Genomic DNA, 25,793 nt, shown 5'->3' on the forward strand with positions numbered 1-25,793 from the left:
TCCGGACCGGGAGGCGGGCCTTAGTTGTTCAGGGCGGCGTACAGGTTCAGGCTCCCCGAGAACACTAGCCACGAAACGTAGGGCAGCATCAGCACTCCCGCCGTCGTACTGATCGGCCCGAAGTGCAGCACGGCGAAGGTGGCGATCACGGCGTGGGCTGCAATCACGAGCAGCGCCAGCCACAGGGCGGCCGTCCCCAGCATCGGGTACATGCCGAAGAACATCAGCGGCCACGACAGGTTCAGCAGCATCAGGCCGCCGTACACCTTGAGCGCCTCCCTGCGCGGGAAGCGCTGCTGCCGCCACACCAGCCACGCCGCCACCGCCATGGCCGCGTACAGCATCAGCCAGGCCGAGCCGAACATCCACCCCGGCGGGGTCCACGGCGCCTTGTCCGCGGCCGCATACCAGGCACTGTTCATCCTGATCGGCAGGGAGCCCAGCAGGGACACCGCCCAGGACAACGCCAGGAAACCGAGGAGGGCCGCAATCTGCCGCTTCCGCGGCCGTGTGCCGGGGGCGGGAGTGCCCGGGGCGCTTTGTTCAACGTTCAAGAGCACTGACTTACTGTGAACAACAGCGGGCCTTCCCGTCAAACCACGACGGCGGGACCGCCCGCCGTCGTCCTCCCGCCGTCGTACTGTGCTGGCCTTTCACAGCCTGCCCATAGGCAAACGGTGCCTCGTTCCCATGCGCGCAGACCACGATGAGGGTATGAGCGCATGGAGAAGGAGAACAGTTCCCGGGCTGGCCGCCGTCGCGGCGTTTTTACTGGTCGCAGCCAGCGTGGCCGGCATCGATGAAATGGCCAACGCAAAAATACCCGGCGTGGCCTCCGAAACCGTCCAGGCAACCGCCTTGAACACCGAACCGGGGCTTGAGCACATCCTTCTGGCCGGCCTGAATCAGGGCACCCTTCCCGGTGGTTTCCCGAATGACGACGTGCGGGACGACAAGTACGACGACGACTATCTGGAAACCCTCCACGTCCAGCCGAGTCCCCCGGCCTGAGAAGCCCAAGCCCACCCATTGCCGCAACAGGTGAAATGTGTTTCACTATTCGGTACGGAGGGGAGTATCCCCCAAATGTTCCGTCGTCAGTCCGGCCGTCCCTGAACGGCCCGGCGGGACAGGTCCCCAGAGGACCGGGAAAGACCTCCAGTTGGTTGAACTGACTGGAAGCGGGTTTATCTCATGAATGTTCCCCTATGGGCCTGGTTGGCCGTCCTTGGCTTCATTGTCCTCATGCTGGCCGTGGACCTTTTCGCGCACCGCAAGGCTCACGTGATTGGCGTCCGGGAAGCGGCCCTGTGGTCGGCTGTCTGGGTTGCCTTCGGAGTTGGTTTCGGTGCCCTGGTGTGGGGGATCTACGGGGCCGAATTAGGCCAGCAGTACTTCGCCGGCTACCTGATCGAGAAGTCCCTCGCCGTGGACAACGTGTTCATCTGGGCCATCATCTTCACGTACTTCGCGGTGCCCCGGGAGTACCAGCACCGGGTCCTGTTCTTCGGCGTGCTGGGCGCCCTGGTGTTCCGGGGGATCTTCATCGCGGCCGGCTCCGCGATCATCGCCAGCGCCGGATGGGTGCTGTACCTCTTCGCGGCCTTCCTGCTCTACACCGGCGTCCAGATGATCCGCCACCGCAACGAACACCTGGACCCGGAGAAATCCAAGGCACTGGCGCTCTTCCGGCGGCGGGTGCCCATGACCGAGGACTTCCATGGCCAGCGCTTCCTGATCCGCAAGAACGGCGCCCTGCTTGCCACCCCGTTGCTGGCCGTCCTGGTCCTGGTGGAGGTCACGGACATCATCTTCGCGGTGGACTCCATCCCGGCGATCTTCGCCGTCACCGACGAAGTATTCCTCGTCTTCACCGCCAACGCCTTCGCGATCCTGGGGCTCCGGGCCATGTACTTCCTCTTGGCCGACCTGATCCACCGGTTCATCTACCTCAAGATCGGCCTTGCACTCGTCCTGATCTGGGTCGGCATCAAGATGCTCCTCAAGATCGACATCTACTACATCCCCACCCCGGTGTCCCTGGCCGTCATCGCCACGATCCTCGGCATATCCATAGCGGCGAGCCTCTGGGCCACCCGGGGGCAGGGACGCCACGCGCTCCCCGCGCCGCCGAACCCGCCGTTCGGAACCGCCTCGGACGAGGAGATTGAAGCACTGGAACCGCTGTGGCGGCGCCCCGGCAAGAAGCCGGTCCGGACGTGAATCCGGAGGAAGCATACCCACCCGGCCTGCCCGCCTCCGGGCGGGCCGGGTGGACCTTCCTCACCAACCACGGGCACGTGCTGCTGGCGGTGGCGTCGGACCCCGAAATCCGCGTGGCGGACATCGCCGGCCGGGTGGGCATCACGACGCGGGCAGCCCTCCAGATCCTCAAGGACCTCGAAAGCGGCGGATACCTGCAGCGCTCCCGGGTGGGACGCCGCACCCGGTACAGCATTGAGCCGCATCAGCACTTCCGGCATCCTACCGAGGCAGCCCGGGAAATCGACGGTCTGATCCGGCTGTTCTCCGATCCGGCACCGTAAGAACGCTGCCCGTTCTCAAACGCAAGCGGACGACGGCGGGATATCCCGCCGTCGTCCGCTTGGCATGGCGCCCCAAGGCGGGCCGCACCGTCCGTACCTGACAATGGAAAGGACCAGGCTGCATCGCACGAACCACGGAAGGCGGATCACTGAATGGCGGGAATGCCACCAGCCACGCTGGGAGTGAGTGACGCCGTCGTCCAGGGCCTGGTCCGGGACCAGCGGCCCGACCTCGGCGACCGTCCGTTGGCGCGGGTGGCGAATGGCTGGGACAACGCGACATTCCGGCTCGGCGACGACCTGGCCGTCCGTCTGCCGCGTCGGGAGGAGGCCGTTCCGCTGATACTGCATGAGCAGCGCTACCTTCCCGAGATAGCCCGCCGCTCCCCGGTTGCGGTTCCTGTCCCCGTCCATGCCGGCCGGCCGACGTCGAACTTTCCTTGGCCGTGGAGCATCGTGCGGTGGGTCCCCGGTGCCGCCGCTGCCGACGCCGGCCTTGCAGACCGCGGGCCCGCCGCCGAGGGCCTGGCCGATTTCCTCCTGTCCCTCCACGTGCCGGCCGACACCGGCGTCCCGGTGAATCCTTTCCGCGGCGTCCCGCTGACGGACCGTGACTCTGCAGTTGTGGAACGGCTCGCGGACCGCGGACGCTACCCGCAGGCGGCAGCACTTAGCGCCGTGTGGGCGCAGGCCTGTGCCGCTGAAGCCTGGGACGGTCCGGCGATGATGCTCCACGGGGACCTCCACCCGGGCAATATCCTTCTGGAGGAGGACGGCTCCCTGGCCGGCGTCATTGATTTCGGCGACGTCGGGGCAGGGGACCCGGCTGTCGATCTCGCCGTGGGATGGCTGATGTTCGACGGCGGCGCCCGCCAACGCTTCATGGACGCCTTGGGCCCCGCAGCGGACAGCGACACCTGGCTGAGGGCCCGCGGCTGGGCTCTCATCCTGTCCACCGCCATGCTGAGCAACTCCGACGATAACCCGCGGATGTTCGCCGTCGGGGAGTTCGGGATCAGGCAGATTCTGGAAGGCTGACTCTGCCTGCGGCTTTGAAGCGGGGTTTTTTGTCGGTGCCTGCTGGCATGCTGTGGGTATGGACGGCAAAGCAGTTGCGGAGACGTTGGAGGGCATGGCGGCCTCCCTTTCTGCCTTGGCTGCGTTCGCCGGTCGCGTGGCCGGAAGCGCGGCCTCGAGTCCCAATCCTCTTCGGGACGAAGCGGACGCGTGCCTGGACGGCATGGCTGAGGCGGGCAGCCTGGAAGCCATGCTGGCCGCGGTGAAAGTGCACTTCGCCGCCGGATACGCCCGTGCTGCCGCGGCCTTGGCGGCCCCGGTCGTTTCCCCGCAGGAGCGCACCGCCCGGGACATGGCAGTGACAGCAGAAGTGGCCTGTGCCCTGACTGTCAGCGAAAGATCGGCCGCGGCGTTCCTGGCGGACTCAGTCGCCTTGACCACCCGGTTGCCCCTGACGCTGTCCGCGCTGCGGTCAGGGAGCATGTCGTGGCAGCACGCACGGGTGATGTGTGATGAAACATCCGGCCTGGACCCCGCCGCTACTGCTGCCCTGGAGGGGCATTTCCTGGACCCCGAAGCTCCTTTTGCTGCGCGGGGCTGCCCGGCCGGGGAGCTGGTGCCGGGCAGGTTCCGGACCAAAGCGCGCAGCTGGCGTGAGCGGCACCACCCGGTAAGTATCGAAGCGCGCCACCGCAAGAGCGTGGAGGACCGTCGGCTGGACTATGCCCCGGACCTGGACGGGATGGCCTGGCTCTCGGCCTACGTGAGTGCGGACGTGGCAGCTGCGGTGTGGGCCCGTGCCACGGAAGCGGCCCGGGCCCTGCAGGGGCCGGCCGAATCCCGGACCCTGACCCAGCTCCGCGCGGACGTCACCGCGGACTGGCTCATCGCCGGCGTCACCGAGGGTGTTCCGTCGCCGAAAGCACAGGTCCTGGTGACCGTGCCGGTGTTCTCGCTCCTGGGCGCCGGGACGGAACCGGCCACACTGGACGGGTACGGTCCCGTTCCGCCGTCCATGGCCCGCCGGCTTGTCGCGGACGGTGCCGGATCGTTCCTGCGTGTGCTGACCGACCCGCGCAGCGGGGCGCCGCTGGAGATCGGACGCAGCAGCTACCGGGTCCCGAAGGCGATGCGTCAATGGTTACGGCTTCGGGACGGCCGGTGCCCTTTTCCCGGCTGCACCAACCACTCCCTGGACAACGAAGCGGACCACCTGCTGGCCTGGTCCGACGGCGGCGGCACCGGCATCACCAACCTGGGCCAGCCATGCCGGAAGCACCACCGGCTCAAACACACCACAGCCTGGCGGCCGGTCGGCGCCACCCGCGACCGGCCACCGGGCTGGATCTCACCCGCAGGACGCTCCTACCCCAGCGAACAACAGGACTGGGAACCACCCCACTGGCCCGACGCACTAACCGTCGCCCCCGGTCCCGCGGGCCACGACGGCCTCACAGGCGAGGACCCCGGGTGGGGACCGGAGTGGGAACCACCCCACTGGCCCGACGTCACCGACCACGCAGTCGGCCCCGCGGACCACGACGGCCACACAGGCGAGGACCCCGGTCCCGGAGAGACCGGGCCACCATTACCGGTGGACCCCTTCCCTGAATGGGCCCTATTCACCGCGGCGTAGGATCGGCCCTGCTCGGCCCGCGTCCGGGTGCCCGCTGCCCGTGCCTGCGTTCGGCGCCCCGCGGCGGACCTTATACTCAAGAGTCCAATCCGGACGGCCTTATTGGGGGAGACGTGGACGACGGAACCACTGTGCCTGGACGGGAAACACAGGGGTTACCGCCGGTGTACCTGGAAGTGCCGCACCCATCCGGTCTTCAGGGTGCAGGGACCTCCAGACTGCTGAACACCGGACTCACGGCGGCTGAAGCTCTTGTCGTCTCTGAACCGGCCCCCGTCCAGTACGCCACCACATCACAAAAACGCACCCGGGATATCTTGGGTGTCACGTGGATTCTGTCGTGCATCGCCGCAGGCGTGATGTTGTCCATCTACAGCGACGCGGCAGACGGACCCTACCAGGGGGAAGCGGACTGGGCGCTTGTGGTGCTGGGAATCATCGCGCCGTTCGCCGTCGTCTTCAGCTTCTAACCGCATTGGCAGGAATGGCGGCACAAGAAGCGGCACAAGGCGTGGCTGGCCCGGTTCATCGCATCATGGCCGCTGCGCGAAAAACTGGCGAACGTGGAGAGCATCCCCGACGTGTGGCAGCGCATCACCGTGGGCACCATGGCTGACACGCTGGCGGCTGATCGCGAGGCCATACTGCTGCAAGGCGGCGGCGCGTCCGGAGAGCTTCCCGCCCGGCTGCTAAGCGACGCCCTTGCCGCAGTGGGCGCCTATGCCCGGGCCGCTTACCTGGATCCCGACTTGCAGGCGTCGGCCCAGCAGGCTGTCGACCGGTTTAGCGAACTGACCGGACGACGGCGGGAAAACGCCCCGCTGGCAGGCCCGCCGTTCGTGCCGGCTCAACAGCTTCGGCGGCGTCGTAACGGATCCGTCAACGACGTCGGCAGGTTGCCGGACTAGCCGCCGTCGTCCTCTCACAATCCGTTCACAAAGTCCTCGGCAAACCGCCTGACACCATCCCACTCGGTGTAGACGTAATCCTGCGACGTGTCGGTATCCAGGCTGCCTTTGTCGCTGGCAATCTTCTTCATCATGTGCCGCTTGAGGAACCCGTACTGCGTGTAGAGCAGCGCCCCTCCGAAGAGTCCCACCTGAGCCGGCCGCCAGCCCGTTTCATGCTCGAATTTCTCGACGTAGCTCTCCGCGTTCTCGGCGTCCCCGTGCGCAGCCAGGCTGACAGAGAAGAGCGCGGACGGAAGGCGTTTCAGGACATCACCGTTTTTCCGCACGAAGTCCCGGACGTAGTCTTCGTGCTTTCCCATGTGGACCGACGCGCCGACGATCACGGCGTCGTACCCGTCCGGGATCGTGTCCCCGGCCTGCTTGATGTCCGCCGTCTGCGCGTCGTGCCCGTGTGCCCGCACCACATCCGAGATGTACTCGGCGATCTTGGCGGTCTGCCCCTCGGTGGTCCCGTAAGGAAGGTAGATATTGGCCATGATTGGCCTCCTTGTGCTGACGGCCCGCGCGCGAAGAGGGCATCGCCTGAATGATCCACGGACCTTCTCGTACCAGTCTGTGCACGCCCGGGATGCAGCCGTAGGGTCGAACGACCCGGAACAGGAGCCGGACTCGTTCCCCGGCGGGGAACGTACGACGGCGGGAGATCCCGCCGTCGTACGCTCACCGCATTCCTCCCAGTCGATCAGCTACCCGGCTGAATGCGGAAGAACAGCCAGCCCGTCGGCGACGAGCCGGCCGTCGTGGATGACGGTGCGGTCGGTGCCGCGGTCCATGATGGTGCTCGTGATGGTCTCGCCGTCGACCAGGACGATGTCGGCCCGGTCGCCTGGGGCCAGGCCCTGCCGGTCGTCGGGGCTGGTGAGCCGCGGGACGGTGCGGTCCATGATGGACGCGCCTCCGATGGTGGCGATCGCCGCGCAGTGCTCGATCAGCCGGTCCTTGCGCAGCCGGTGGGTAAAGGCCAGCTGCCACGTGCGGTCGAGCATGTCGCAATTGCCATACGGGCTCCAGTAATCCCGTTGACCGTCCTCGCCCAGACCTACACGGATCCCGGCCTCCGTCATTCGGGCCAGGTCGAACTGGGTGCCGCCACTTGCCGGGGCCACGGTCGCCCAGGCGACGTCCAGCTCGGCCATCTGCTCCACGATCCGGGCGGTCACATCGGGGTGGACGTTGGCCAGATCGTAGGCGTGGGAAAGTGAGACGCGTCCCTGCATGCCCAGCGCGCGGGTGCGTTCGAAGACAAGTTCCGCGCTGAAGACCCCCAGCTGGCCAGGCTCGTGCAGGTGAATATCCACGTCCACCCCGTACTTCTCAGCCAGCCCGAAGACGATGTCCAGGTGGCGAACCGGGTCGCGGTCCAGCTGGCAGGGATCAATGCCGCCGATGGTCGTCGCCCCCGCACGGAGGGCCTCCTCAAGGAGCGGGACAGTGCCATCCTCGAGCAGGAGGCCTGCCTGGGGGAAAGCCATGACCTCGACATCGGCGGCGTGGGCGAAGCGCTCCTTGGCCGCCATGACTGCTTCGAAGCGCTCAAGTTTGCAGTCCACATCGATCTGCGCGTAGGAACGGACGCGCGTTGTGCCCCGCGCAATCATCCGCTCCAGCGTTCCCGCCACGACATCCTTGTAGGGGATGGGGGTGTCTCGCCAGTTTTCCCTGTCGTTGCACATCATGTTCCATACGCCGGGCGAGGCGGTGTGCTCCCGGAACGGCAGTCCGATCCGGGTCGAGTCAAGGTGGACGTGCACGTCTGTGAACGCCGGCATGGCAATCCGGCTGCGCCCGTCGATTGCCCTGCCGCCGGCGCCTGCTGATATTTCGCCGGTCCCCGCAGGGTGAACGGCCGCAATCCGCCCCTCGTGAACCTCGAGGTCTACTGCGTCCCCGCCCCAAGGGCGGACGTTGGTGATGAGCATGATTCATTCCTTTCGGGTGGGCTGGGGACGACGGTAGGGAAGGCGCCGGTACCGTGGCACCGGCGCCTTCCCTACCGCACCATGGACTAGAAGTGGAAGGCAACCTGTGCAATCGCTGCCGCGGCGACGAAGCTCGCCGTGAACGTCATCAGGGCGACGATGATGATCTTCCAGCTCAGTGAGCGCAGCGCCTTCACGTCCCGGCCCAGTGACATGCCGATCAGGGCGATCATGGGCAGGCCCGCGAAGAGGACGCTGATGTGCTGGGTGGCGGAGGCGACGAAGGGGCCGATGGGCAGGAACGTCGCGGAGGCAATGGTGGCCAGGGCCAGCACCCAGATACTGGACGGGACAACCGGGACGAGCTTCGCGAGTACCAGCGCGATCGCTGTGAGAGCCAGCAGGATAAGGATGCCGACGACGTCCAACGTTTGTGCTGAACCGGTGCCGAGGGCGTTCAGCAGGAAACCGGCCACTCCGGTCGCTGCGAATGCGATCAGCCACGTCCTGGGTGTCCGGACAACTGTGGGATCCGCTTCGATTCCGTTGACGTCCACGGTGTCGGTGCCAGACGCCTCTCCGGAGTCGGTCAATGCCCCTCCCGGGAGCGCCGTGCCCGTGCTGCCCGCCCGGGCGCCTACTGCAGCGCCAGCGGGGACACTGTGGCGGACGCGTCGGCCGAGGTCGTCCCGGCCGAAGATGCGGGACCACATCCTGTAGAGCTTCTGGCACATCGGCAACGCGATAAAGACGCCGGCGTAGAAGCCGACGATGTTGGTCACGAGGTTGGATAGCGCTGCGAGGGCCATGATCTCACCGGCCATCTCGGGGTAGAGGATGGACAGGGCGCCGACGCCCCCGAGCATCATGGAAGCGGACCCCAGTCCCAGGCCCAACGCGAGGGCGCGGGGATCAAAGAAGTCCAGTCCGCCGAGAAGACCGGCGAGCAGGGAGATGAACACGGCGCCGAATACACTGCCCAGCACCCACACTGCGAAGACACCGCGGTACTCGGGGGAGCGGACGCCGAAGCGCTGGATGGCGAAGGCAAGGTAGGACTCACGGTCGATCGACCAGGTGGCGCCGATTGCAGTGCGGCCCAATCCAAGGGCGACTGCCACCGGCAGGGCCAGGATCACGGTGCCGACCACGTGCCCGACCTCCTGGAGGAGTATGGCGGGGCCAATGTCGGTGAACTTCGTCAGCGACGGGCCAATTTGGGTCCCGAGGCCTGCCAGGAAGAAAACGATGGATACATCCATCAGGTGTGTGGACACCGCACGGGCACGCCCTCCGATCGGCTTCCACTTCTGGACCCCGAGGAATCCGCCGATGAGCACGGTCCACAGGATGGGCATGAGGACGATTGCGGCCGGACCGAGCTGCAACTTGTGGGTGCCGATTGTAATGGCCACGGCACAGACGGCTGTGGAGAGCGCGATCATCCCGAGCCACAGGGTGGGCCGGGCACGGAAAGAACGGGAGGGCGGCGCGTCCACTAAGGCGGATACCGGGCCGCCTGTGGTCTTCGTTTCGTGGGGCATGGCGCAGGCCTTTCCAAGGAGGAGTTGGGGATCAGGACAAAGGCGTCTCGCATTTGCGGAAGCAAGCTTTGGTATACCAAATGACTGTATACTCGTACCCATTGAGAGGCAAGTCACATTTTTCAAACGCCGGTAATACCCGGCCGCTGCCCCAAGGAGGCACCTTGTACACGAAGATCTCGGCCCGGTACGTTCTGGGGTTCGACGGAACGCGGCACACGCTCATCGCGGATGGCGAAGTCGTCTTCGAAGGAGATTCCATCATCTTCGTGGGCCGAAACTATGAGGGCCCGGTCGATGAGGAACGCGACTTTGGCCAGAGCCTGGTGATGCCCGGACTGATCGACCTGGATGCCCTCGCCGACATCGACCACCTCATCCTGGACTCGTGGCCCTCGCCTGATGTCGCCGCCGGCCACCTGTGGTCGGATGACTACTTCGCCAACCGCCGCCGGGACGTGTTCACGCCGTCGGAACGCGCCACCATCCGCGAATTCGCCCTTGCCCAACTCGCCCTGCACGGGATTACCACCTACATGCCGATCGCCTCCGAGATCCACAGTTCCTGGGCCGAAGGCTTCGACGAACTGGTCGACATGGCAGAGACCAGCCGACGGATCGGACTGCGGGGCTACCTCGGCCCCGCCTACCGTTCCGGGGTCCACGTCACCACTGCCGCAGGCAGCCGCGAGGTCCACTTCGACGAGGCCCGGGGGCTTGCGGGCCTGAGCGACGCTGAGCGTTTCATCGACCACGCCGCCGGCCTCGAAGACCCCCTCGTCACTGGGGTATTGCTGCCGTGCCGCATCGAGACGCTGTCCGAAAACCTCATGCGGGAGACGGCGAGGATCGCCCGGGACCGGGACGCAATTGTCCGGCTCCACTGCCTCCAGTCGCCCCTCGAGGACGAGCTCCTGCAGCGTTCAGCCGGACACGGTGTCCTGGAACTCCTCGAATCCACCGGCCTGTTCGGCACCCGCCTTCTCATTCCGCACGGGGTGGTGATCAACGGCAAGGACCCCGCCGCGTCGGCTTCCGGAGGCCCGCTGGACATGCTGGCCCGGCACGGCGTCAGCGTTGTCCACTGCCCGCTGACCTCGTTCCGCTACCAGAAACAGCTTGTTTCGTTCGACCGCTTCCGCAAGGCCGGAATCAACCTGTGCCTGGGTACGGACTCCTTCCCGCCGGACCTTGTGCGGGGCATGGACGTCGGCATGCACCTGACCCGGATGGTTGAGGAGAGGCCGGATGCCGGGACCCTGGCCGACTACTTCGACGCCGCGACCCTCGGCGGCGCACGAGCCCTCGGCCGGCCTGACCTGGGGAGGTTGGCGCCCGGCATGCAAGCCGACATCACGGTGGTCTCCCTGGGCCACTTCGGCGACGGCGTCGTCGAAGACCCGCTGCGCACCCTCGTGCTCAACGGGACGGCGCGCCAGGTGACCGACACCTTCGTTGCCGGGCGTCCCGTGGTGGTCGGCGGTGCCCTGCCCGGCGTTGACCTTGACGCGCTACGGGCTGAGGGGCAGCGGCTGTTCGACGAGATGCGGGCCGCCTACTCGGTTCGGGACGTCCGTCTCCGGAAGCCCGACGAGCTGTTCCCGCCCACCTATCCGCGCGCGGAAATCGCAAGGCCGGTTGCTGTCCCGTAGCGACTGAAACCACAAACTCTTTACCTGGCCGCTCTTGGCTTGGTATACCAAAAGCGGTATGGTGGGGACATACGAGGGTTACCAGCTCATTGTGGGGAAAGCTCCTCCGCCCTCAGTCAAACCACGACTTTTTGACCTGCTGACATCGGCGCCCGCAGTGCCGCGGAGCGGCCCATTCCATTGGAGAAAACAATGTGCCTGCACGATCACACCCCTGCCGCCCTGCCTCCCGCTGCGGTTCCACGCCGCGGCATCCTCGCCGGGGCGGCTGCCCTGGCCGGAATCTCAGTGGCAAGCCTTGCTGCCCAGCTTGGAAGTGCCCCGGCCGCGAAGGCGGAGGGCAATGCGTCCAGTCCCGGCTACCCCGGCCGGCCCGCTTCACCGCAGCCCATGATCATCGAGGGCGGCACCATAGTGGATCCCAGGACCGGCGACGCCGTGGCAGACGGGGTCCTTGTGCTGGAAGGCGGCAAGGTCACCGCTGTCGGCAGCCGGGAGGAGACACGGCGTGCCGTGGCCGCGCTTGCAGGACGCGCCCGCACGGTGAATGCCGCCGGGCGCTTTGTCCTCCCCGGCCTCATCGACGTGCATGTCCATGCCAACGCGCTGGCCGATGCACGGGCCATCCTGCAGGGCGGCGCGACCAGCGTCAGGAGCGGCTCGAGCAGCTTCTACCAGGACGTCGCCCTCGCCGCCCTCCCCGCCTGGGCCGCCGGCGCCTCGCCCCGGATGAGCCCGGCAGGGCTGTTCATTTCACCCGAGCTGGGGGACTCGCTCCTTGCAGACCCGGACCTTGCACCACTCGCATCCCTGTCCGGGGGAGTCACCGAACCATCGGACCTTGCCTACCTCACGCGCATCAACCTTAAACGCGGCGCGCAGGTGATCAAGACCCGGGCCAACCCCCGTGCAGGGCTGCCGGAACAGGACCCCCGAGAACTCGTCTACACCTACGATCAGCTCTCTGCCGTGGTCAAGGCCGCAGGCAAAGCAGGGGTGCTGTGCCATGCCTACAGCGCGGAAGGGATTGACGGAGCAGTCCGGGCCGGTGTTCGGAGCATCGAGCACGGCGTCTTCGTCACCGAGGAGACCATTTCCCGGATGGCCCGCCGAGGGACTTACTTCACGCCCACCATGGATGCCATTACGGGCATGGCGGGCTCGCCCAATCCCATCCTCGCCGCCCGCGGCAAGGAATACACACCCATTATCAAAGCCGCCGTCAAAGCTGCCCATGAAGCCGGTGTGACCATCGTTGCCGGGACGGACTCTTTCGGATCCGACGTAACCCCGATTGGCACGGAAGTCCGTCTTCTTGCCGAGGCAGGGCTGTCTCCGCTGGAGGCGCTCAGGGCCGCGACGGTGAACGCCGCCGCCCTGCTCGGCTGGGGTGAAAGCGCGGGCCGTCTGGTGCGCGGTTCCTTCGCCGACGCCGTCATTGTGGACTCTGATCCTTTGACCAGCGCCTCGGCCATGGAACAAATCCGGGCTGTGGTGGCACAGGGGGTCCTTGTCCGGAACGAGCTCTGATCGAGAGCCAGGGGATAGCGGCGACGCTGTCCCCTCCCGCCTTCCCCTGCCCGAGCGCTTGACCGCACCCATTTAGAAAGCCACCCATGACCCTGATTCTTAAGGCCTCCGAGCTCCAGGCCCTGGCCGATATGCCCGCGACGATTGCCGCCGTCGAACGCGTTTTTGCCGGCCTCAGCCGGGGCACCGCTGTCCAGCCGGCGCCGGACTCCCTCCTCCTGCCCTCGTCGGACGCGAGGTTCCTGCCGATGGCAGCACTGTCCGGCGCCGAGGAACTGGCATCCGTGAAACTGCTGGCGGACATCCCCGCGAATCGGGAGTCCAGCCTCCCCACGCAACGGTCCACGATCATGCTCGTCTCCCAGCTGACCGGCGAAACCCTGGCCATCCTGGACGGCAAAGTACCCACACGGGTCCGGACTGCCGCCGCCAGCGCCGTGGCGACGAAGCTGCTCGCGAGGCCAAGCAGCACAACCCTGGGGCTGGTCGGGGCAGGTGCCCTGGCGGTGGCCCATGTGGAAGCCATGTTGTCCGTCCTTCCGATCGAACACGTGGTGGTGTGGTCACGTTCCGCGGACACGGTCGCCGCCTTCTGCGCCGAAATATCCCATCACGGCCTGAACATCACGCGGGCTGCCAGCGTCCGGGAAGTGGTGGAGGCTGCCGATGTGCTGTGCACCCTCACGCCGGCCGTTGAGCCTCTGGTTAAAGGTGAGTGGTTCAAGCCCGGGCTGCACGTCAACGCCGTCGGATCCCGTCCCCGCGCTGACCACCGGGAGATAGATTCGGCGGGTATGGTGAGGGCGAGGGTCTTCGTGGACAGCCTGGCCACGGCCAGGGCAAAATCCGGCGGGCTCATCATCCCGGTGGCCGAAGGTGTGATGGGCTTTGAGGACGTGGAAGCCGAACTTGGTGACGTGGCTGCCGGGACACGACCAGGCCGCGTCAGTGCTGAGGACGTAACCTTGTTCAATTCGGTAGGTATCGGTCTGCAGGACCTTGCCATCGGGCGGCTCCTGTACGACGCTGCGCTCAACAAGGGCGTTGGCACCCGGGTGGCGCTGAATAACTGAGAAGCTGCGGAAGCAAGACGCCGCAGCAATAACGGGAGGCATGAATGACGGTCCAAGCGGAATCTCCCGCGTCCTCGTCTGACACGGCCCGGGCGCGGATCCGGGAACTGATCATTTCAGGCGACTTCGCTCCGGGGTCCCGGCTCAGGGAACGTGAGCTGTCCCAGACCTTGGCCGTTTCCCGGGTACCCGTCCGGGAAGCCCTCCAGCAGCTCGAAGCCGAAGGCTTCATTGACACGTCCCCCCGGCGTGGTGCCACCGTCAAGCAGATCACCCTGCGCGACGTCAACGAACTCTTTGATGTGCGGCTCAGCCTGGAAGTCCTCGCCGCACGCCTCGCTGCCCAAGCCGCGGCAAAGGGTCAGTCGTCGTCGCGGCTGCAGCACATGATGGACCAGGCGGAAGAAGCAACCCTGCGCCACGACCACGAGCAGATACCGCTCAGCAATACGGCCCTGCATGCAGAGATCGTAGCGATGGGGGGCAACTCGCTGCTGGAGTACTCCATGAAGCCGCTGCTGGGCCGGATGCAGTGGCTGTTCACCCTGACCGGACACCGTGACCCGCAGGTGCAGTGCGCTGAGCACCTGAGCCTGTGCAAGGCCATCTACGACGGCAAGGCGGAACTGGCAGCGGCGTTGGCCTTCGCGCATGTGGAGCTGGGCCGCGAGCCGTCGCTCCAAGGACTGGCCGGGCGCCTGCCCGAGAGCTGACCGGACAAGCTGACCGGGTCAAGCTGATCGAAAGCAAACGGACGACGGCGGGAGGTCCCGCCGTCGTCCGTTCACTTATGCCGAAAGCCCGGGGAGTTTTTGTCCAGATAGCGCGAGTTGAGAACCCCGTAAGCCGCTGTATCTGGACAAAAACTCCGTATCAGTGCCAGAGCCCCAGGGCGAACTCTGCAATCACGGTGGAGAGCAGGAAGGAAGCCGTGATGGCCACCAGGCCCACCGGGATGATCTTCCAGCCGATGTTCTTCAGCAGCGGGATGTCCTTGCCCAGCGACAGGCCCGCCAGCGTCAGCATGACCGTGGCGATGGACAGGAAGTCCACCGTCTTGACCGCGGCGTTGAGCGCCTCTGCCCCGAAGAACCAGGGGCTGGAGATGTACGCGCCGATGGTGGTGATGAAAACGATCGCCGAGATCTTCCGGGTGACCTTCGCCAGGGCAATGCTGACCAGCACCAGGGCCAGCATGATGGCGTACCCGGCCACAATGGTCAGGCTGAACCCCTTGGCCGCCACGGAAGCCGTGGCGATACCGAGGACCGTCAGGACCGACAGGGACAGCCACAACGGGAGCTTGATGGCTGCCGAGGATTCAGCGACGCGCTCGCGGAACAGGCGGTTTTCCTCGGCCTGTGCTGCCTCGCGGTCGATGTCGGCGGCGCTGCGCTCGGCGGGGGCGCCCGCCGTGACGGCGGCGGCTTCGCGGGCTGTCTGCTTCCGGGTGAGCGCCTTGTAGAAACGGTCGGCCAGCGGAAGGGCAATGTAGATGCCGACGTAGACGCCCAGGACGGTGGTGATCAGGTTGGACACCGCTGCCATGCCCAGGATGGCTTCCTGGTCGGCCGGGTAGGCGGCGACGATGCTGGCCGCGGAGGCCGCCATCATGGACCCGGAACCCACGCCGGCGCCCATCGCCAGGGCCAGCGGATCGAAGATCTTCCAGTTGGCCACCAACGAGGTGAGGAGGGTGATGAACACGGCTCCGAACAGGGTGCCGAAAACGTACATGGCCAGCACGCCGCGGTACTGGTCCGAATCCGGCCCGTACTTTTCCGAGACCATGGCAAACGACGGTTCCCGGTCCAGGGAGAAGGTGGCACCCACAGTTGCCTTGCCCATCCGGAGCAGGACGGCCAGGGGGAGTGCCAGCACGATGGTGCCCAGCAGGTGGCCTACCTCCTGGAGGAGCAGCGCCGGCCCGGCCTTGATGAGGCTGGGGAGGCTGGGCCCAATGTTGAACGCCAGCCGGGCCACCAGCAGCAGTACGGCGACGCCCACCAGGGCGGCCGCAACGCGCTGGAGGTCAAGGCCCAGCGGCTTGAATTTCTGGATGGAGACGAGCAGGCCCACAATGAGGCCCCACACCATGGGGAAGATGATGATGGCGCCGATTCCGACGTCGATCTTGGCCTGGCCGATGAACTGGACCGCGACGGCGATCACCAGGGCCAGGGCGGCAATGGGGATGGTCAGCTTGGTGCCGGCCTTATCTATCCGCGCTGTTTTGGTGGTGCTCATGATGTGCCTTCCTGGGTGAAAGTACGACGGCGGTATGCCGCTTTGATGAAGCGTTCTCTTTGGGCGGGGGTTGAGGCTGCGGCGGCGACGGTCCAGGCCAGCGCGGTGGCTGCCTCGAACATCACCCCGTACGCCTCGGGGGAGTCGGCAAGCGCGGCGAACGCATGCGAGTGGATGGGGACGTCGGCACCCGGGATGCTCAGCCACGGATGCAGCGACGGGATGACCTGGGAGATGTTGCCCATGTCGGTGGAGCCGCCGCTGAGGCCCGACGAACGGGAGATGTCCTTGCCGAACACCTCCATCGCATCAGCCCAGTGCGCAGCCAGGGCATCGTCCTGGAGGAGGGGCTCGTAGAGGGGTTCTGCCTCCTCGATGACCAGCGTTGTTCCGGTGGCCAGCGCCGCACCCTCGAAACAGCGGCGGACGCGCTGGTGCAGCGCATCGTATTCCGGCAGCGTGAAGGCCCGGCATTCAAACTGGACCACCGCCCGTTCCGGAATGATGTTGGTGACGTGTCCGGCCTCCTCAACGAAGCAGGCGATGCGGTGGTCAGCGGGGATCTGCTGGCGGAGCAGTCCGATGGCCACCTGGCTCAGCACGGCCGCGTCCGCGGCGTTCACGCCCAGGTGCGGCGCCGCTGCCGCGTGTGCGGCCTTTCCCGTGAACGTCGCCTTGTACCGGCCCACGGCCTGCGCACTGGTGCCGGCGGGGTTGTAGGTCAGCCCGTCCTGGACGGGATGGACCATCAAAGCGAGACCGACGCCGTCGAACGCTCCCCGCTCCAGCATGAGCGCCTTGCCGCCGCCATGCTCCTCGGCCGGGGTTCCGATGGCCTTCAGCGTGATGCCCAGCTCATCCACGTACGGTTGCAGGGCCAACGCGGCGGCCACTGATGCGCCCGCGATCAGGTTGTGCCCGCAGGCGTGCCCGATGTCCGGGAGCGCATCGTATTCCACGCACAGCGCCACGGTCAGTTCGCCGCTGCCCGCGCTCGCGGTGAACGCTGTGGGGAGCCCGCCGGTGCCGCGTTCCACCTCGAAGCCGCCTTCGGCCAGCAGCGCCGCTGCCGCCTCGGCGGAACGGACCTCCTCGAAGGAGATCTCCTGGAGGTCGTGGATCTCCCTGGCCAATTCCTGGACGCGGGGTTTCCAGTTTTCGACGCCGTCCGCGAGGGCGCCGCGGAGCGTCGCCAGAGCGGGGCTTGAGTCTGTCAGTTCCATGAGTATCTGCCTGCTCTCGTAGGACGCTTTAGTAGGACAGGGACGGGAAGGGGGAGCCGGCTGAGCGCGTGGGCACCCAGACCGCCTTCGTCTGGGTGTACTCGTCCAGGACGCCCGGGCCGGACGAGCGGCCGTGGCCGGAATCGCCGAAGCCGCCGAACGGAACGGCCACGTGGATGGTCTTGTAGGAGTTGATCCAGAAGGTGCCGGCCTTCACCTCGCGGGCAATGTGGTGCGCGCGGGAAATGTCGGACGTCCACACCGCCCCGGCCAGGCCGAAGCTGGTGTTGTTGGCCCGGGCAATGGCCTCTGCTTCGGTGTCGAACGCGTCCGCGCCCACCACCGGGCCGAACACCTCCGTGGTTTCCAGGCGGTTCGCGGGCGTGACGCCGTCCAGCAGGGTGGGCATGACCCAGTGCCCGCCGGAGAGTGCGGACCCGGCGAGGGCGTCCGGAAGCGCCGCCCCGGTGACCCGGCGGCCGCCGTCGTGCATTCCTGCCTCGATGAGGGTGTTGACCGTGGCGAACTGCTGGGCCGTGATGATCGGACCCACCTCGGTGTCCGCGCTGAGCGGGTCGCCCACCCGCAGCCGCGCCGCACGGTCGGCCACCAGCTCAATGAACTGCGCGTGCACGCTCCGCTCCACCAGGAGCCGAGACCCGGCCACGCATGACTGCCCCGCGCCGGAGAAGATCGCCGAGATGGCGCCGTCGGCGGCGCGCTCCAGGTCCGCGTCGGCGAACACGATGTTCGCGCTTTTGCCGCCGAGTTCCAGCAGGGCGGGAATCCCGGCCTGCGCAGCCGCAACAGCCACGCGCCGGCCGGTGGGGACGGAACCGATGAAGCTGATCTTGCCCACGCGCCGGTCCGTGGTGAGGGCCGCGCCCACGGTCTGGCCCAGCCCTGCCGCCACGTTGAAAACGCCTGCCGGCAGCCCCGCTTCGTGCGCCAGCTGGGCGAGCCGGACCGAGGATGCCGGAGTGAATTCGCTGGGCTTGATGATCACGGCATTGCCGGCGGCCAGCGGGGCGGCCGAGTTCCAGCCCGCCGTAAACAGGGGGGCGTTCCAAGGCGTGATGGCGACGACGACGCCCCACGGGACGCGTTCGGTGTAGGTGTGCCACGGGCCGGGGACCGGGATGGTGAGGCCCGTCAGCTTGTCTGCCCAGCCCGCGTAGTAGCCGAACATTTCAGCCACTTTGGCGGCTTCGACGCGGGCGTCGCGGATGGGTTTGCCGGTGGTGGCGGACTCGAGGATGGCAAGTTCCTCGCCGTGTGCTTCCACGACGCGGCTGACGTTGCGCAGGATGCCTGCCCGTTCGAAGCCGTTCATCTTGCCCCAGGCTGCCGCGCCCGCCGTCGAGCTTTCCAGGATGGCGTTGGCACCCTCGGTGCCGGGGTCCGCGTAGGTGGCAAAAGCTTCGCCGGTGGCCGCCGCGGTGAGCGTGATGCCCTCGCCGCTGCCGGCGACAACGCGGCCGTCAAGGAAAGCGCCCAGGCCGGCCGGAAAGGCTGCGTCGAGGACGGTCCGGGCGGTGGCCGCCGAGGAGGAGGTAGGTGCTGTGATGATGCTCAAGGTGATGGTCCTTCGGGGCTGGGACTTGGGGGCTTAGGCGACGGCGGTGGTGCCGTTTGTGGCGGACGGCGCGCCGGCTGGCGTGATGGCAGGGGCGACGGTCCTGGCGATTTCGGTGAAGTCGGCGCGCGGCCCGAGGGCGGCGAGGGCGTCCTGCCACTGGCCGGCCACGGCTGCAAGGAGGGCCGGGCTTTCGCCGATCTGGGCGGCGACCTCCACGGCGAGGGCGGCATCGCGGGCCATCAAGCCGAGCGAGAAGCCGGAATCGTGGGTGCCGCTGAGCACCCAGTTGGGGTACATGTTGGCCGAGACTTTGCTGCCGCCGGAGGCTTCGCTGATGCTGGCCGCCGCCTTGGCGGGATCGATGCCGTAGGCCTTGGCCACTCCGAGCGCCTCGCCCACTGAGACAAGGTTGGCCGCTGCCAGGACGTTGTTGAGGAGCTTGACCACGTTGCCGCTGCCGGGTCCGCCGATGTGGCTGTACTTGCCGCCGGTTAGGGCGAGCAGGACGGGTTCGGCAGCCTTCAGGGCGGCGTCCGTTGCGCCGACGAAGGCGCTCAGGGAGCCCGTTGCCGCACCGTCGCGGCCACCGGAGACCGGAGCGTCCACGAAGGCCGCGCCCTGTGCGTCGGCGAGGTCTGCCATCTGCTTGCTGGTGGCAGGTTCGGAGGTGGTGGTGTCAATGATCGCCAAGGTCCCCGGTACGGCCAGGAGCCGGGGAACGGTGGTTTCCACGATGCTGGCGGCAGGCAGTGAGAGGACGGCGTAGGGGGTACCGGCGACGTCCTCAAGGCTGGCGGTGGTGGCGATGCCGGTTTGGGCGGCGGCGGTCCGGGCGGCCTCGGAGGGGTCGAAGCCGGTGACGTCCCAGCCGGCTTTGTGCAGCGTGGCAGCCATGGCTCCGCCCATGGCTCCAAGGCCAATGACGGCTATGCGGGTGCTGGTGTTCATGAACTACTCCTGGAATATGCGCCGGGCGTGAAGGGTGTGGGGGGTAAAGGGTGCGTCAGTCGAGGTAGATGTCCAGGTCTTTCCAGAGCTGCTGGGTTCGGCGGATGGCGGCTCGGCTGCGTTCGGGATGCGCAGCCTCCATGCCCGCGAGCAGGCCGTAGACCACTGAGTTTGCTGCGGTGACGGACTGGAAGAAGGAGATGCCTTCCGAGGCCACCACCAGGAGGTGGTCCGCAGCAGCAGCCAGGCGGCCGCGGCGCATGTCGCTGATGGCGATGACCGTGGCGCCCGCCTGCTTGGCGGCTTCGGCGGTGACGATGATCTGCCGGATGGAACGCCACATGTTGACGACCACCAGGACGTCCCCCTCACCAAGGGTGTTGGTGCTGGAGGCCAGGTGGACGCCGGCGCGGTTCTCCAACGTGATGGGGTAGCCCATGGTGGAGCCCAGATGGGCCATCACGCTGGCGGGGCCGGCGAAAGAGCCAAGCCCGACGACGGTGATGGACTTGGCGGCGGCCATGGCCGCAATGGCGGCTTCGGCGTCGTCTCCTGTATTGGAGTCAAGCGTCAGGCGGAGATTCTCGATGTCGTGGTTGAGCGCGTCGTGGAGGGGGCTGCGGTGTTCGCCATGCTCAGTCAGGGTGTCCTCGGTGGAGATCATAACGAGGTACCGCGAGCGGAGTTCCCGCTGGAGATCGGGCCAGCCGCGGTAGCCCAGGTGCTGGGCGGCGCGGACCACCGTGGAGTTGTTGACGTCGGCCCGCTGGGCGATCTCGGCGATGTCCGCATAGGAGGAGAGCTGCGGATTGCGGGCGATGACATCCACCACCCGGGTCTGCGCCTTGGAGAGCGCAACGTCCGGAAGGGCGTCGCCAAGCCACGCCCGGGAGACGTTCCCGGTGCCGCTCGCGCCTGCTCCGCTGGCTTCAAGATCGACCGCGTTGGTGTTCAAGTCCGGACCTCTTCTGTAACGCACATCACTCTGCAAGGCTGATTGCATCAAATGTACTATGCAATTTCGTTTGCGAACAGGCTTTTTGGTTTCCGGCTTGTAAATCCTCGTTGTGGTGGCCTTTTGGCTGCCGCGGCGCAAACAGGAACGGACGACGGCGGGAGGTCCCGCCGTCGTCCGTTAACGTTTTGGAGCCAGCTTCTGGAGTCAGCGCCGATGCCCGCGCTGAAGCCTTGCTAGGGCCCGGTATCTGCCGGCGCTGGGTCTGCCGGCGCGGCAGGGTCGGTCCGGAACTTGATCAGCTTGTGTGTCCCGTCGCAGTAGGGCTTGATCGCTGACGCCCCGCACCGGCAGAGCGCAACCGTGCGGCGCTGCCTGGGCACAGGCTCTCCGGAAGGCGTGACAATTTCGAAGTCACCACGGACCAGCAGGGGCCCGTCCGGGCAGACGACGATCGAACTTTCAGCGGGCTCCTGGTTCATGTGCCCTTCCCGGTGGGTGGTCATGCGGCTGCGGGGAGGCCGGTGCGGAGCGAGGTCCGCCCGTTCTCCCAGGCCTCGAGGATGCGAAGGGTGAGCCTGGCGTCCACGGCAATCGCCGCCGTCGCCCCGAACAGCACGTCGGGGAGCAGGTCCGGTTCTTCCTCCACCAGACCTCCCGCGAGATCCCGGCCTGCGATCTGCTCGTGGACGGCGTCCGCCTCCACGTGCTCATCGAAGTAGGCCGTGGCTGCCGCGTCGAAATCATGGCGGCGGAAACCGTTGCCATAGAGCTGGTTGGGCCGGGAGGACGTCATCTCGTAGATCGCCAGATGCCCGGAAATGGCACCGCGGAGGCGGCGGTTCAATCCGAAGAGGGACATCATGTTTACCGAAGCGAGGGCGATCGCAGGCACCGCATCGACGTAGGCGCCGTACCGGTCATCGAGATCGAGGGCGCGCATGGTCCTGGCGAAGAGGGTGCTGTGCATCCGGTCCGCGCGGCCGCCGCCGTATTCGTCGGCCTGGATCTCCACCAGGGCGGCTTTGGCGCGGCCGGAAAGGCGGGGAATGGCCCACGTGTGCGGGTCGGCTTCCTTGAGCTGATAGAGGGATTTGTGGATGAGGAATTCCCGGAGCTGGTCGAGGCTGGCCTTCTTCGCGACGTGTTTCGAAAGGCTGGGCCCGGCGTCCGCAGCCGCGAGGGTAAACAGGGCGGTGGCCACGGCGTCGCTGACAGGAGCTCCGGCAGCGACCGGGGGAGCCGCGGGGGCCTCGGTCCGGGCTGCCGTCCGCAAGGCCTTCTCGAACGGCTGCTCCAGCAGCCGCCGGGCAGCGATCAGGCCCGGAATCCATTCCCAGCCGTCATCCACGCCGTCCAGCCCGCCATAGTGCAGCTCGTAGAGACAGAACAGCGCCAACTGGAGGTCCTCGTCCTCGATGACGTCCCCGGTCTCGGCCAGCTGTGCGGAGACGAGTACCTGCAGGCCGGCAAGGGCTGCTGCGTCGGCTGCTGCGTCCGCATCGGGCTGGCCGGCGAGGAGTGCGAGCAGGGCGGCGCTGACCGGCCCCCGTGGTTCGGGGATGTTCATGGTTCTCCTAGGGATTCTCGTGCCAGGCGGGCGCTGGCGAGGACGGGGTCAGAGCCGGTTCCGGTTGCGAGGGTTGGCGGCAGGGTTCTGTTTCGCCCGCCGGGCGCGCATGACGCGGCTGATGATGGTAGGGAGGAAGGCAATGAGCAGTTTCTTCATGGCGGTGGTTCCCTTCGTAACGGTGGATACTAAGCATACTTGCTATTGCCGTCGCGCGGTCCGGTGGCCGGGCGCGGGGCGTTTACGGGACTCATTGTGATAGCCGCGTAACTGCGCCACCATGATCGTATGGACGCACAAACACCTCAGGCGGAGGAACCGAAGGCCACGGAGCTGAGCCTTCCCCAGGCTTTCCTCCTCCTGGCTACGAACGACACTGACGGCGCTCCCGAAGTGCCGGCCTACATACTCCGGACCACGGTGGCAGGGGCAATATTGGCCGAGCTGGAACTGCTCGGCGCCATCGGGCTGGAGGGGAAGTACGTGAGGGCTACCGGCACCGTGCCGCCAACGGACTTCCAGCACCAGTTGGAGCTCATTCGTCACAAATCGCGGCCTCACACTCCCAAGCGGTGGGTCTCCATGCTGGAGGGCCGGGCAGAAGTGCAGCGTGCCTATGAGGCTATGGCCTCGAAAGGCATTGTGGACCGGGTCGGCGAAAAGCACCTGGGCCTGTTCAAGTCCGTGCGGTATCCGGAGAAGGACCACGGTCCGGAGGCCGCGCTCTTGAAGAAGATCCATGACGCACTCGGACTCAAGCCGTCAGCTGCGACGCCAGCCTCGCCGCCGGCAATGGCGACGCCGGCCGATGCAAAACCGGCAGACGCCAAACCGGCAGACGCCAGGACCACAGCCCTCATCGCCCTGCTTGAGGCGGCCGGACTGCTCGACAAAATGTTCTTGGAGGCTGATCGAGACGTGCCACGAAAGCTGGCGAAGGACTACTGGCCTGCCCGTGCAGTGGCGGACGAACTGCGAATGATCAGGATGGCGGAGGCAGAGGCTATGACCTAGGCCGGGGCTGTTCGGCGGCGGGCTGGAACAACTCGACGACGTTTCCGGCCGGGTCCACGAGCAGGATCTGCTGGCCGACGGAGGATCCGCCCCGATCCAGCCCTTTCCGCCGGAAGCGCACAGGGTTAGGATGCCGTGTGACCTTCACCCACGGCTACGCGGACAACAACGGCCTTCGCATGTATTACGAGGTCCACGGGGAGGCGGTGCCGGGCCGGCCGCCGCTGCTCCTCATCCCGGGCGGCGGCTCCACCATCGGCACGAACTTCAGCGAACTCATCCCGCTGCTGGCCGAACACCGTGAAGTTATCGCCGTGGAGGAAGAGGGCCACGGCCGCACCCAGCCCACCAGCCGCCCGCTCACTGCCGAGAACTCCGCCGGAGACATCCTCGCCGTCTTGGGCGACCTCACCGTGGAAACCGCGGACGTGCTGGGATTCAGCGCCGGCGGGCATACCGCGATCGCGCTGGCACTCGCGCGTCCCGCCGCTGTCCGGCGCCTCATCGTGGCCTCCACCTTTGCGAGCCGCGACGCGGTGCCGGACGAGTTCTGGGACGGGATGGCGAATGCCACGCTCGACGACATGCCCGACACCTACAAGGACGCCGACCGCCTGCTCAACCCCGAGCCCGGCCACCTCGAACGGCTCTTCGAGCTGGACCACCGGCGCATCACGGACTTCCCCGGTTGGTCCGACGACGAACTGGGCACCATCACCGCGCCCACGCTGGTGGTGTGCGGCGACCGGGATATCGTCACCGCCGCCTACGCCGACCGGATGGCTGGTGCCATCCCCTGCGCCCGCCTGCTGGTCGTCCCCGGCGGCCATGGCGACTACCTTGGCGAGCAGGCCGCCAGCGGCGGGGACCTGCGGACATTGCACGCCACCGTCCCGTTCCTGCTGCGGTTCCTCGACGGGTAGCGCTTAACGACTCAGTCCTGTTCTGCGCCGTCTGGATTGGCGAGCGTTATTTCGGTGTTGATAATTACCACGGAGCACTGGAATTGCGCGCTGCAGGTTCGCAGGTAGACCGAAGCCGCGGCGGCACCTTCGTTGAACGCCATCAAATTTGGAATGACCCGTATGGTGACTGTTTGGGCCTGCTTGGTGCAGCTGAGCTGATCACTTCCGCCGCCGCCGGCGAGCCGTCCGTCGCTGACTCTCTGGGTAACTTGAACCACGGGTATTGCGATGATCAACGCGGGATCGGTGTCGCACACGAAGGTGACGGGAACATCCACCGCTGCGCCGTCGGCGACGAGGATTGCCGGGCCTGCGCTTACGAGTGTTGCGGGGGCTGCTTGTGCCGGGGTGGCCATGGTCACGAGGGCGGCTGTAAGAGCGGCGGCAAGGCAGCTTCTAGTGCCTAACATCAGGTTCTCCCTTGAATGGAAGCGTGGCGTCCGGCGTTCCGCCTGGTCGGCCAGTGCGGTGACTGGGCGCCTTGTATGTACGGGGCGTGGCCCCTGACGACAACGCCGTTCCGGGGCCGCCTGATGCGGCGGCTTAGAGTCCGGTTTGCCGTACATTACTCACGACCTGCCTGCGTGACAATAGCCATTGCAAAGCATGCCCGGTGCCGTCGACAACGCAAGCGGACGACGGCGGGAGGTTCGTAGTATTAAACCGGTGCGGGCCGGAAACGGCGGAGAACAACCTGAATTAGTGCGCTGGCCGTGTTGGGCGCATGGCTCCCGGGAGTCATACCAGTGGTTCAGGTGGCCCGCACTCAGTGCAAGAGGAACGACGGCGGGAAGTCCCGCCGTCGTGGTCTAAGCAGGAATGAGACCCGGATCGGGCGCAAGCCCCCAGGTCATCTTCCGGATCGCCTCGCTAGGGAGCCCGCTCAGTGCCGCCAGCTCGTAATCGTCCATGGTTCCCAGCCTGCGCGCCACGGCCAGGAGCTTCAACCGCCGCCCCTCCAGGGCTGCCTTCGACTCCTCCAGCTCGGCCAGCTCGGACTTCAACCCGCTAATCAGGGCAAGTTGCTGCTCAGCCGTCAGCCCGGACGGTGCCAGGTCGTCAGAGGACAATCCGATGGTCCGCACTGCCCAGCTAGAAAGGCCGGCGGCCTTGGCAAGGCCTGTCATCTTCAGGCCGTCACACAGTGCCTGGGCGACGTGCTGGTTCAGGCGGACCGACAGCGCCCGCATGCTGCTGGCATTGAAGGAAATCCGTTGCCGATCCTCTTTGAGGAGCTGCCGGAGCTGTTCCGCCTGGACAGCTGCCGCTTCGGGCTTCCGCCGTCCCCGGTAACGGTAGTAACCGCCGTCGGCCGGGTGCGGAACAGACGGGTGCAGGACAGGGCTGTGCAAAACAGGGCTGGGCAGAACGGCCAAATGCACTCCTCGGTTCGGAAACACGTCA

26 protein-coding genes are annotated in these 25,793 nt (G+C 66.7%); 13 read left to right on the forward strand and 13 right to left on the reverse strand.

From position 1 onward, the window contains the following. Positions 1-20: 20 nt before the first annotated feature. Positions 21-560, reverse strand: a complete 540-nt coding sequence (locus JOE31_RS04305) for a TspO/MBR family protein (RefSeq protein WP_307864365.1) — start codon at positions 558-560, stop codon at positions 21-23. 154 nt (positions 561-714) lie between these two features. Here JOE31_RS04305 and JOE31_RS04310 point away from each other — a divergent pair, with 154 nt between their 5' ends. The 7 genes from JOE31_RS04310 to JOE31_RS04340 all read left to right on the forward strand — a co-directional run bounded on the left by JOE31_RS04310 (position 715) and on the right by JOE31_RS04340 (position 6,107). After that, positions 715-1,011: a hypothetical protein gene (locus tag JOE31_RS04310; protein WP_209742300.1), complete on the forward strand. Its 297-nt coding sequence runs from the start codon at positions 715-717 to the stop codon at positions 1,009-1,011. A gap of 183 nt (positions 1,012-1,194) precedes the next feature. Beyond that, positions 1,195-2,223: a TerC family protein gene (locus JOE31_RS04315; protein WP_209742301.1), complete on the forward strand. Its 1,029-nt coding sequence runs from the start codon at positions 1,195-1,197 to the stop codon at positions 2,221-2,223. Then, positions 2,220-2,546, forward strand: a complete 327-nt coding sequence (locus JOE31_RS04320; RefSeq protein WP_209742302.1) for a winged helix-turn-helix domain-containing protein — start codon at positions 2,220-2,222, stop codon at positions 2,544-2,546. Before JOE31_RS04315 ends, JOE31_RS04320 begins: the two co-directional genes overlap by 4 nt. A 162-nt stretch (positions 2,547-2,708) precedes the next feature. Continuing rightward, positions 2,709-3,584, forward strand: a complete 876-nt coding sequence (locus JOE31_RS04325) for an aminoglycoside phosphotransferase family protein (protein ID WP_245198971.1) — start codon at positions 2,709-2,711, stop codon at positions 3,582-3,584. Positions 3,585-3,642: 58 nt separating this feature from the next. Beyond that, the gene (locus JOE31_RS04330) at positions 3,643-5,199 is read left to right on the forward strand and encodes an HNH endonuclease signature motif containing protein (RefSeq protein ID WP_209742304.1); all 1,557 of its coding nucleotides are present in this window, start codon (positions 3,643-3,645) and stop codon (positions 5,197-5,199) included. 113 nt (positions 5,200-5,312) lie between these two features. Further along, a complete protein-coding gene (locus JOE31_RS04335; protein ID WP_209742305.1) occupies positions 5,313-5,669 on the forward strand; it encodes a hypothetical protein in 357 nt (118 codons plus the stop codon). A 93-nt stretch (positions 5,670-5,762) separates the two neighbouring features. Next, entirely contained in the window at positions 5,763-6,107 is a 345-nt protein-coding gene (locus JOE31_RS04340; protein WP_209742306.1) for a hypothetical protein, read from the forward strand. Between the two features lie 14 nt (positions 6,108-6,121). Here JOE31_RS04340 and JOE31_RS04345 read toward each other — a convergent pair whose 3' ends face one another. The 3 genes from JOE31_RS04345 to JOE31_RS04355 form a co-directional block, all read right to left on the reverse strand. Next, on the reverse strand, positions 6,122-6,646 hold the full coding sequence (locus JOE31_RS04345; protein WP_209742307.1) for a flavodoxin domain-containing protein: 525 nt from the start codon (positions 6,644-6,646) through the stop codon (positions 6,122-6,124). A gap of 210 nt (positions 6,647-6,856) precedes the next feature. Then, entirely contained in the window at positions 6,857-8,089 is a 1,233-nt protein-coding gene (locus JOE31_RS04350; RefSeq protein ID WP_209742308.1) for an amidohydrolase family protein, read from the reverse strand. 86 nt (positions 8,090-8,175) lie between these two features. Continuing rightward, positions 8,176-9,633 carry a DUF3100 domain-containing protein gene (locus JOE31_RS04355; protein ID WP_245198973.1) on the reverse strand — a complete coding sequence of 486 codons (1,458 nt, stop codon included), beginning with the start codon at positions 9,631-9,633 and terminating at the stop codon, positions 8,176-8,178. 164 nt (positions 9,634-9,797) lie between these two features. On the opposite strand from JOE31_RS04355, the gene JOE31_RS04360 reads away from it, so the two are divergent. The 4 genes from JOE31_RS04360 (at position 9,798) to JOE31_RS04375 (ending at position 14,601) form a co-directional block, all read left to right on the forward strand. Beyond that, positions 9,798-11,285 carry an amidohydrolase family protein gene (locus JOE31_RS04360; RefSeq protein WP_209742309.1) on the forward strand — a complete coding sequence of 496 codons (1,488 nt, stop codon included), beginning with the start codon at positions 9,798-9,800 and terminating at the stop codon, positions 11,283-11,285. Between the two features lie 192 nt (positions 11,286-11,477). Next, positions 11,478-12,815, forward strand: a complete 1,338-nt coding sequence (locus tag JOE31_RS04365; RefSeq protein WP_209742310.1) for an amidohydrolase family protein — start codon at positions 11,478-11,480, stop codon at positions 12,813-12,815. Positions 12,816-12,901: 86 nt separating this feature from the next. Continuing rightward, positions 12,902-13,888 carry an ornithine cyclodeaminase family protein gene (locus JOE31_RS04370; RefSeq protein WP_209742311.1) on the forward strand — a complete coding sequence of 329 codons (987 nt, stop codon included), beginning with the start codon at positions 12,902-12,904 and terminating at the stop codon, positions 13,886-13,888. 44 nt (positions 13,889-13,932) lie between these two features. Next, positions 13,933-14,601, forward strand: coding sequence for a GntR family transcriptional regulator (locus tag JOE31_RS04375; protein ID WP_209742312.1), 669 nt, complete (start codon positions 13,933-13,935; stop codon positions 14,599-14,601). Positions 14,602-14,761: 160 nt separating this feature from the next. Here the strand turns inward: JOE31_RS04375 and JOE31_RS04380 are convergent, their stop codons facing one another. The 7 genes from JOE31_RS04380 to JOE31_RS04410 form a co-directional block, all read right to left on the reverse strand. Continuing rightward, complete coding sequence (locus JOE31_RS04380; RefSeq protein ID WP_209742313.1) at positions 14,762-16,135, reverse strand: DUF3100 domain-containing protein; 1,374 nt, start codon at positions 16,133-16,135, stop codon at positions 14,762-14,764. Then, complete coding sequence (locus JOE31_RS04385) at positions 16,132-17,358, reverse strand: amidohydrolase (RefSeq protein ID WP_209742314.1); 1,227 nt, start codon at positions 17,356-17,358, stop codon at positions 16,132-16,134. Before JOE31_RS04385 ends, JOE31_RS04380 begins: the two co-directional genes overlap by 4 nt. Before the next feature lie 28 nt (positions 17,359-17,386). Further along, a complete protein-coding gene (locus tag JOE31_RS04390) occupies positions 17,387-18,934 on the reverse strand; it encodes an aldehyde dehydrogenase (RefSeq protein WP_209742315.1) in 1,548 nt (515 codons plus the stop codon). A 33-nt stretch (positions 18,935-18,967) separates the two neighbouring features. Next, the gene (locus JOE31_RS04395; RefSeq protein WP_209742316.1) at positions 18,968-19,885 is read right to left on the reverse strand and encodes an NAD(P)-dependent oxidoreductase; all 918 of its coding nucleotides are present in this window, start codon (positions 19,883-19,885) and stop codon (positions 18,968-18,970) included. 55 nt (positions 19,886-19,940) lie between these two features. Continuing rightward, positions 19,941-20,840, reverse strand: a complete 900-nt coding sequence (locus JOE31_RS04400; protein WP_209742317.1) for a MurR/RpiR family transcriptional regulator — start codon at positions 20,838-20,840, stop codon at positions 19,941-19,943. 236 nt (positions 20,841-21,076) lie between these two features. Then, the gene (locus JOE31_RS04405; RefSeq protein WP_209742318.1) at positions 21,077-21,322 is read right to left on the reverse strand and encodes a CDGSH iron-sulfur domain-containing protein; all 246 of its coding nucleotides are present in this window, start codon (positions 21,320-21,322) and stop codon (positions 21,077-21,079) included. Between the two features lie 20 nt (positions 21,323-21,342). Next, positions 21,343-22,410, reverse strand: a complete 1,068-nt coding sequence (locus JOE31_RS04410; protein WP_209742319.1) for an iron-containing redox enzyme family protein — start codon at positions 22,408-22,410, stop codon at positions 21,343-21,345. A gap of 288 nt (positions 22,411-22,698) precedes the next feature. Between JOE31_RS04410 and JOE31_RS04415 the strand changes: the two genes are divergently transcribed. Both JOE31_RS04415 and JOE31_RS04420 read left to right on the forward strand, forming a co-directional pair. Next, a complete protein-coding gene (locus tag JOE31_RS04415) occupies positions 22,699-23,424 on the forward strand; it encodes a GPP34 family phosphoprotein (RefSeq protein WP_209742320.1) in 726 nt (241 codons plus the stop codon). 137 nt (positions 23,425-23,561) lie between these two features. Beyond that, entirely contained in the window at positions 23,562-24,347 is a 786-nt protein-coding gene (locus JOE31_RS04420) for an alpha/beta fold hydrolase (RefSeq protein ID WP_209742321.1), read from the forward strand. 11 nt (positions 24,348-24,358) lie between these two features. Here JOE31_RS04420 and JOE31_RS04425 read toward each other — a convergent pair whose 3' ends face one another. Beyond that, complete coding sequence (locus JOE31_RS04425; RefSeq protein WP_209742322.1) at positions 24,359-24,751, reverse strand: hypothetical protein; 393 nt, start codon at positions 24,749-24,751, stop codon at positions 24,359-24,361. A gap of 447 nt (positions 24,752-25,198) precedes the next feature. Beyond that, on the reverse strand, positions 25,199-25,765 hold the full coding sequence (locus JOE31_RS04430) for a hypothetical protein (RefSeq protein WP_245198974.1): 567 nt from the start codon (positions 25,763-25,765) through the stop codon (positions 25,199-25,201). Between the last annotated feature and the right edge of the window lie 28 nt (positions 25,766-25,793).

It is taken from the genome of Arthrobacter sp. PvP023, from assembly GCF_017832975.1.
GTDB lineage: Bacteria > Actinomycetota > Actinomycetes > Actinomycetales > Micrococcaceae > Arthrobacter.

Bases quoted from the DNA above. Each gene is read 5' to 3' on its own strand.
- JOE31_RS04310 (WP_209742300.1), top strand. From the start codon at position 715: ATGAGCGCATGGAGAAGGAGAACAGTTCCCGGGCTGGCCGCCGTCGCG.
- JOE31_RS04315 (WP_209742301.1), top strand. From the start codon at position 1,195: ATGAATGTTCCCCTATGGGCCTGGTTGGCCGTCCTTGGCTTCATTGTC.
- JOE31_RS04325 (WP_245198971.1), top strand. From the start codon at position 2,709: ATGCCACCAGCCACGCTGGGAGTGAGTGACGCCGTCGTCCAGGGCCTG.
- JOE31_RS04330 (WP_209742304.1), top strand. From the start codon at position 3,643: ATGGACGGCAAAGCAGTTGCGGAGACGTTGGAGGGCATGGCGGCCTCC.
- JOE31_RS04345 (WP_209742307.1), bottom strand. From the start codon at position 6,646: ATGGCCAATATCTACCTTCCTTACGGGACCACCGAGGGGCAGACCGCC.
- JOE31_RS04350 (WP_209742308.1), bottom strand. From the start codon at position 8,089: ATGCTCATCACCAACGTCCGCCCTTGGGGCGGGGACGCAGTAGACCTC.
- JOE31_RS04355 (WP_245198973.1), bottom strand. From the start codon at position 9,633: ATGCCCCACGAAACGAAGACCACAGGCGGCCCGGTATCCGCCTTAGTG.
- JOE31_RS04365 (WP_209742310.1), top strand. From the start codon at position 11,478: ATGTGCCTGCACGATCACACCCCTGCCGCCCTGCCTCCCGCTGCGGTT.
- JOE31_RS04370 (WP_209742311.1), top strand. From the start codon at position 12,902: ATGACCCTGATTCTTAAGGCCTCCGAGCTCCAGGCCCTGGCCGATATG.
- JOE31_RS04375 (WP_209742312.1), top strand. From the start codon at position 13,933: ATGACGGTCCAAGCGGAATCTCCCGCGTCCTCGTCTGACACGGCCCGG.
- JOE31_RS04380 (WP_209742313.1), bottom strand. From the start codon at position 16,135: ATGAGCACCACCAAAACAGCGCGGATAGATAAGGCCGGCACCAAGCTG.
- JOE31_RS04385 (WP_209742314.1), bottom strand. From the start codon at position 17,358: ATGGAACTGACAGACTCAAGCCCCGCTCTGGCGACGCTCCGCGGCGCC.
- JOE31_RS04395 (WP_209742316.1), bottom strand. From the start codon at position 19,885: ATGAACACCAGCACCCGCATAGCCGTCATTGGCCTTGGAGCCATGGGC.
- JOE31_RS04405 (WP_209742318.1), bottom strand. From the start codon at position 21,322: ATGAACCAGGAGCCCGCTGAAAGTTCGATCGTCGTCTGCCCGGACGGG.
- JOE31_RS04410 (WP_209742319.1), bottom strand. From the start codon at position 22,410: ATGAACATCCCCGAACCACGGGGGCCGGTCAGCGCCGCCCTGCTCGCA.
- JOE31_RS04415 (WP_209742320.1), top strand. From the start codon at position 22,699: ATGGACGCACAAACACCTCAGGCGGAGGAACCGAAGGCCACGGAGCTG.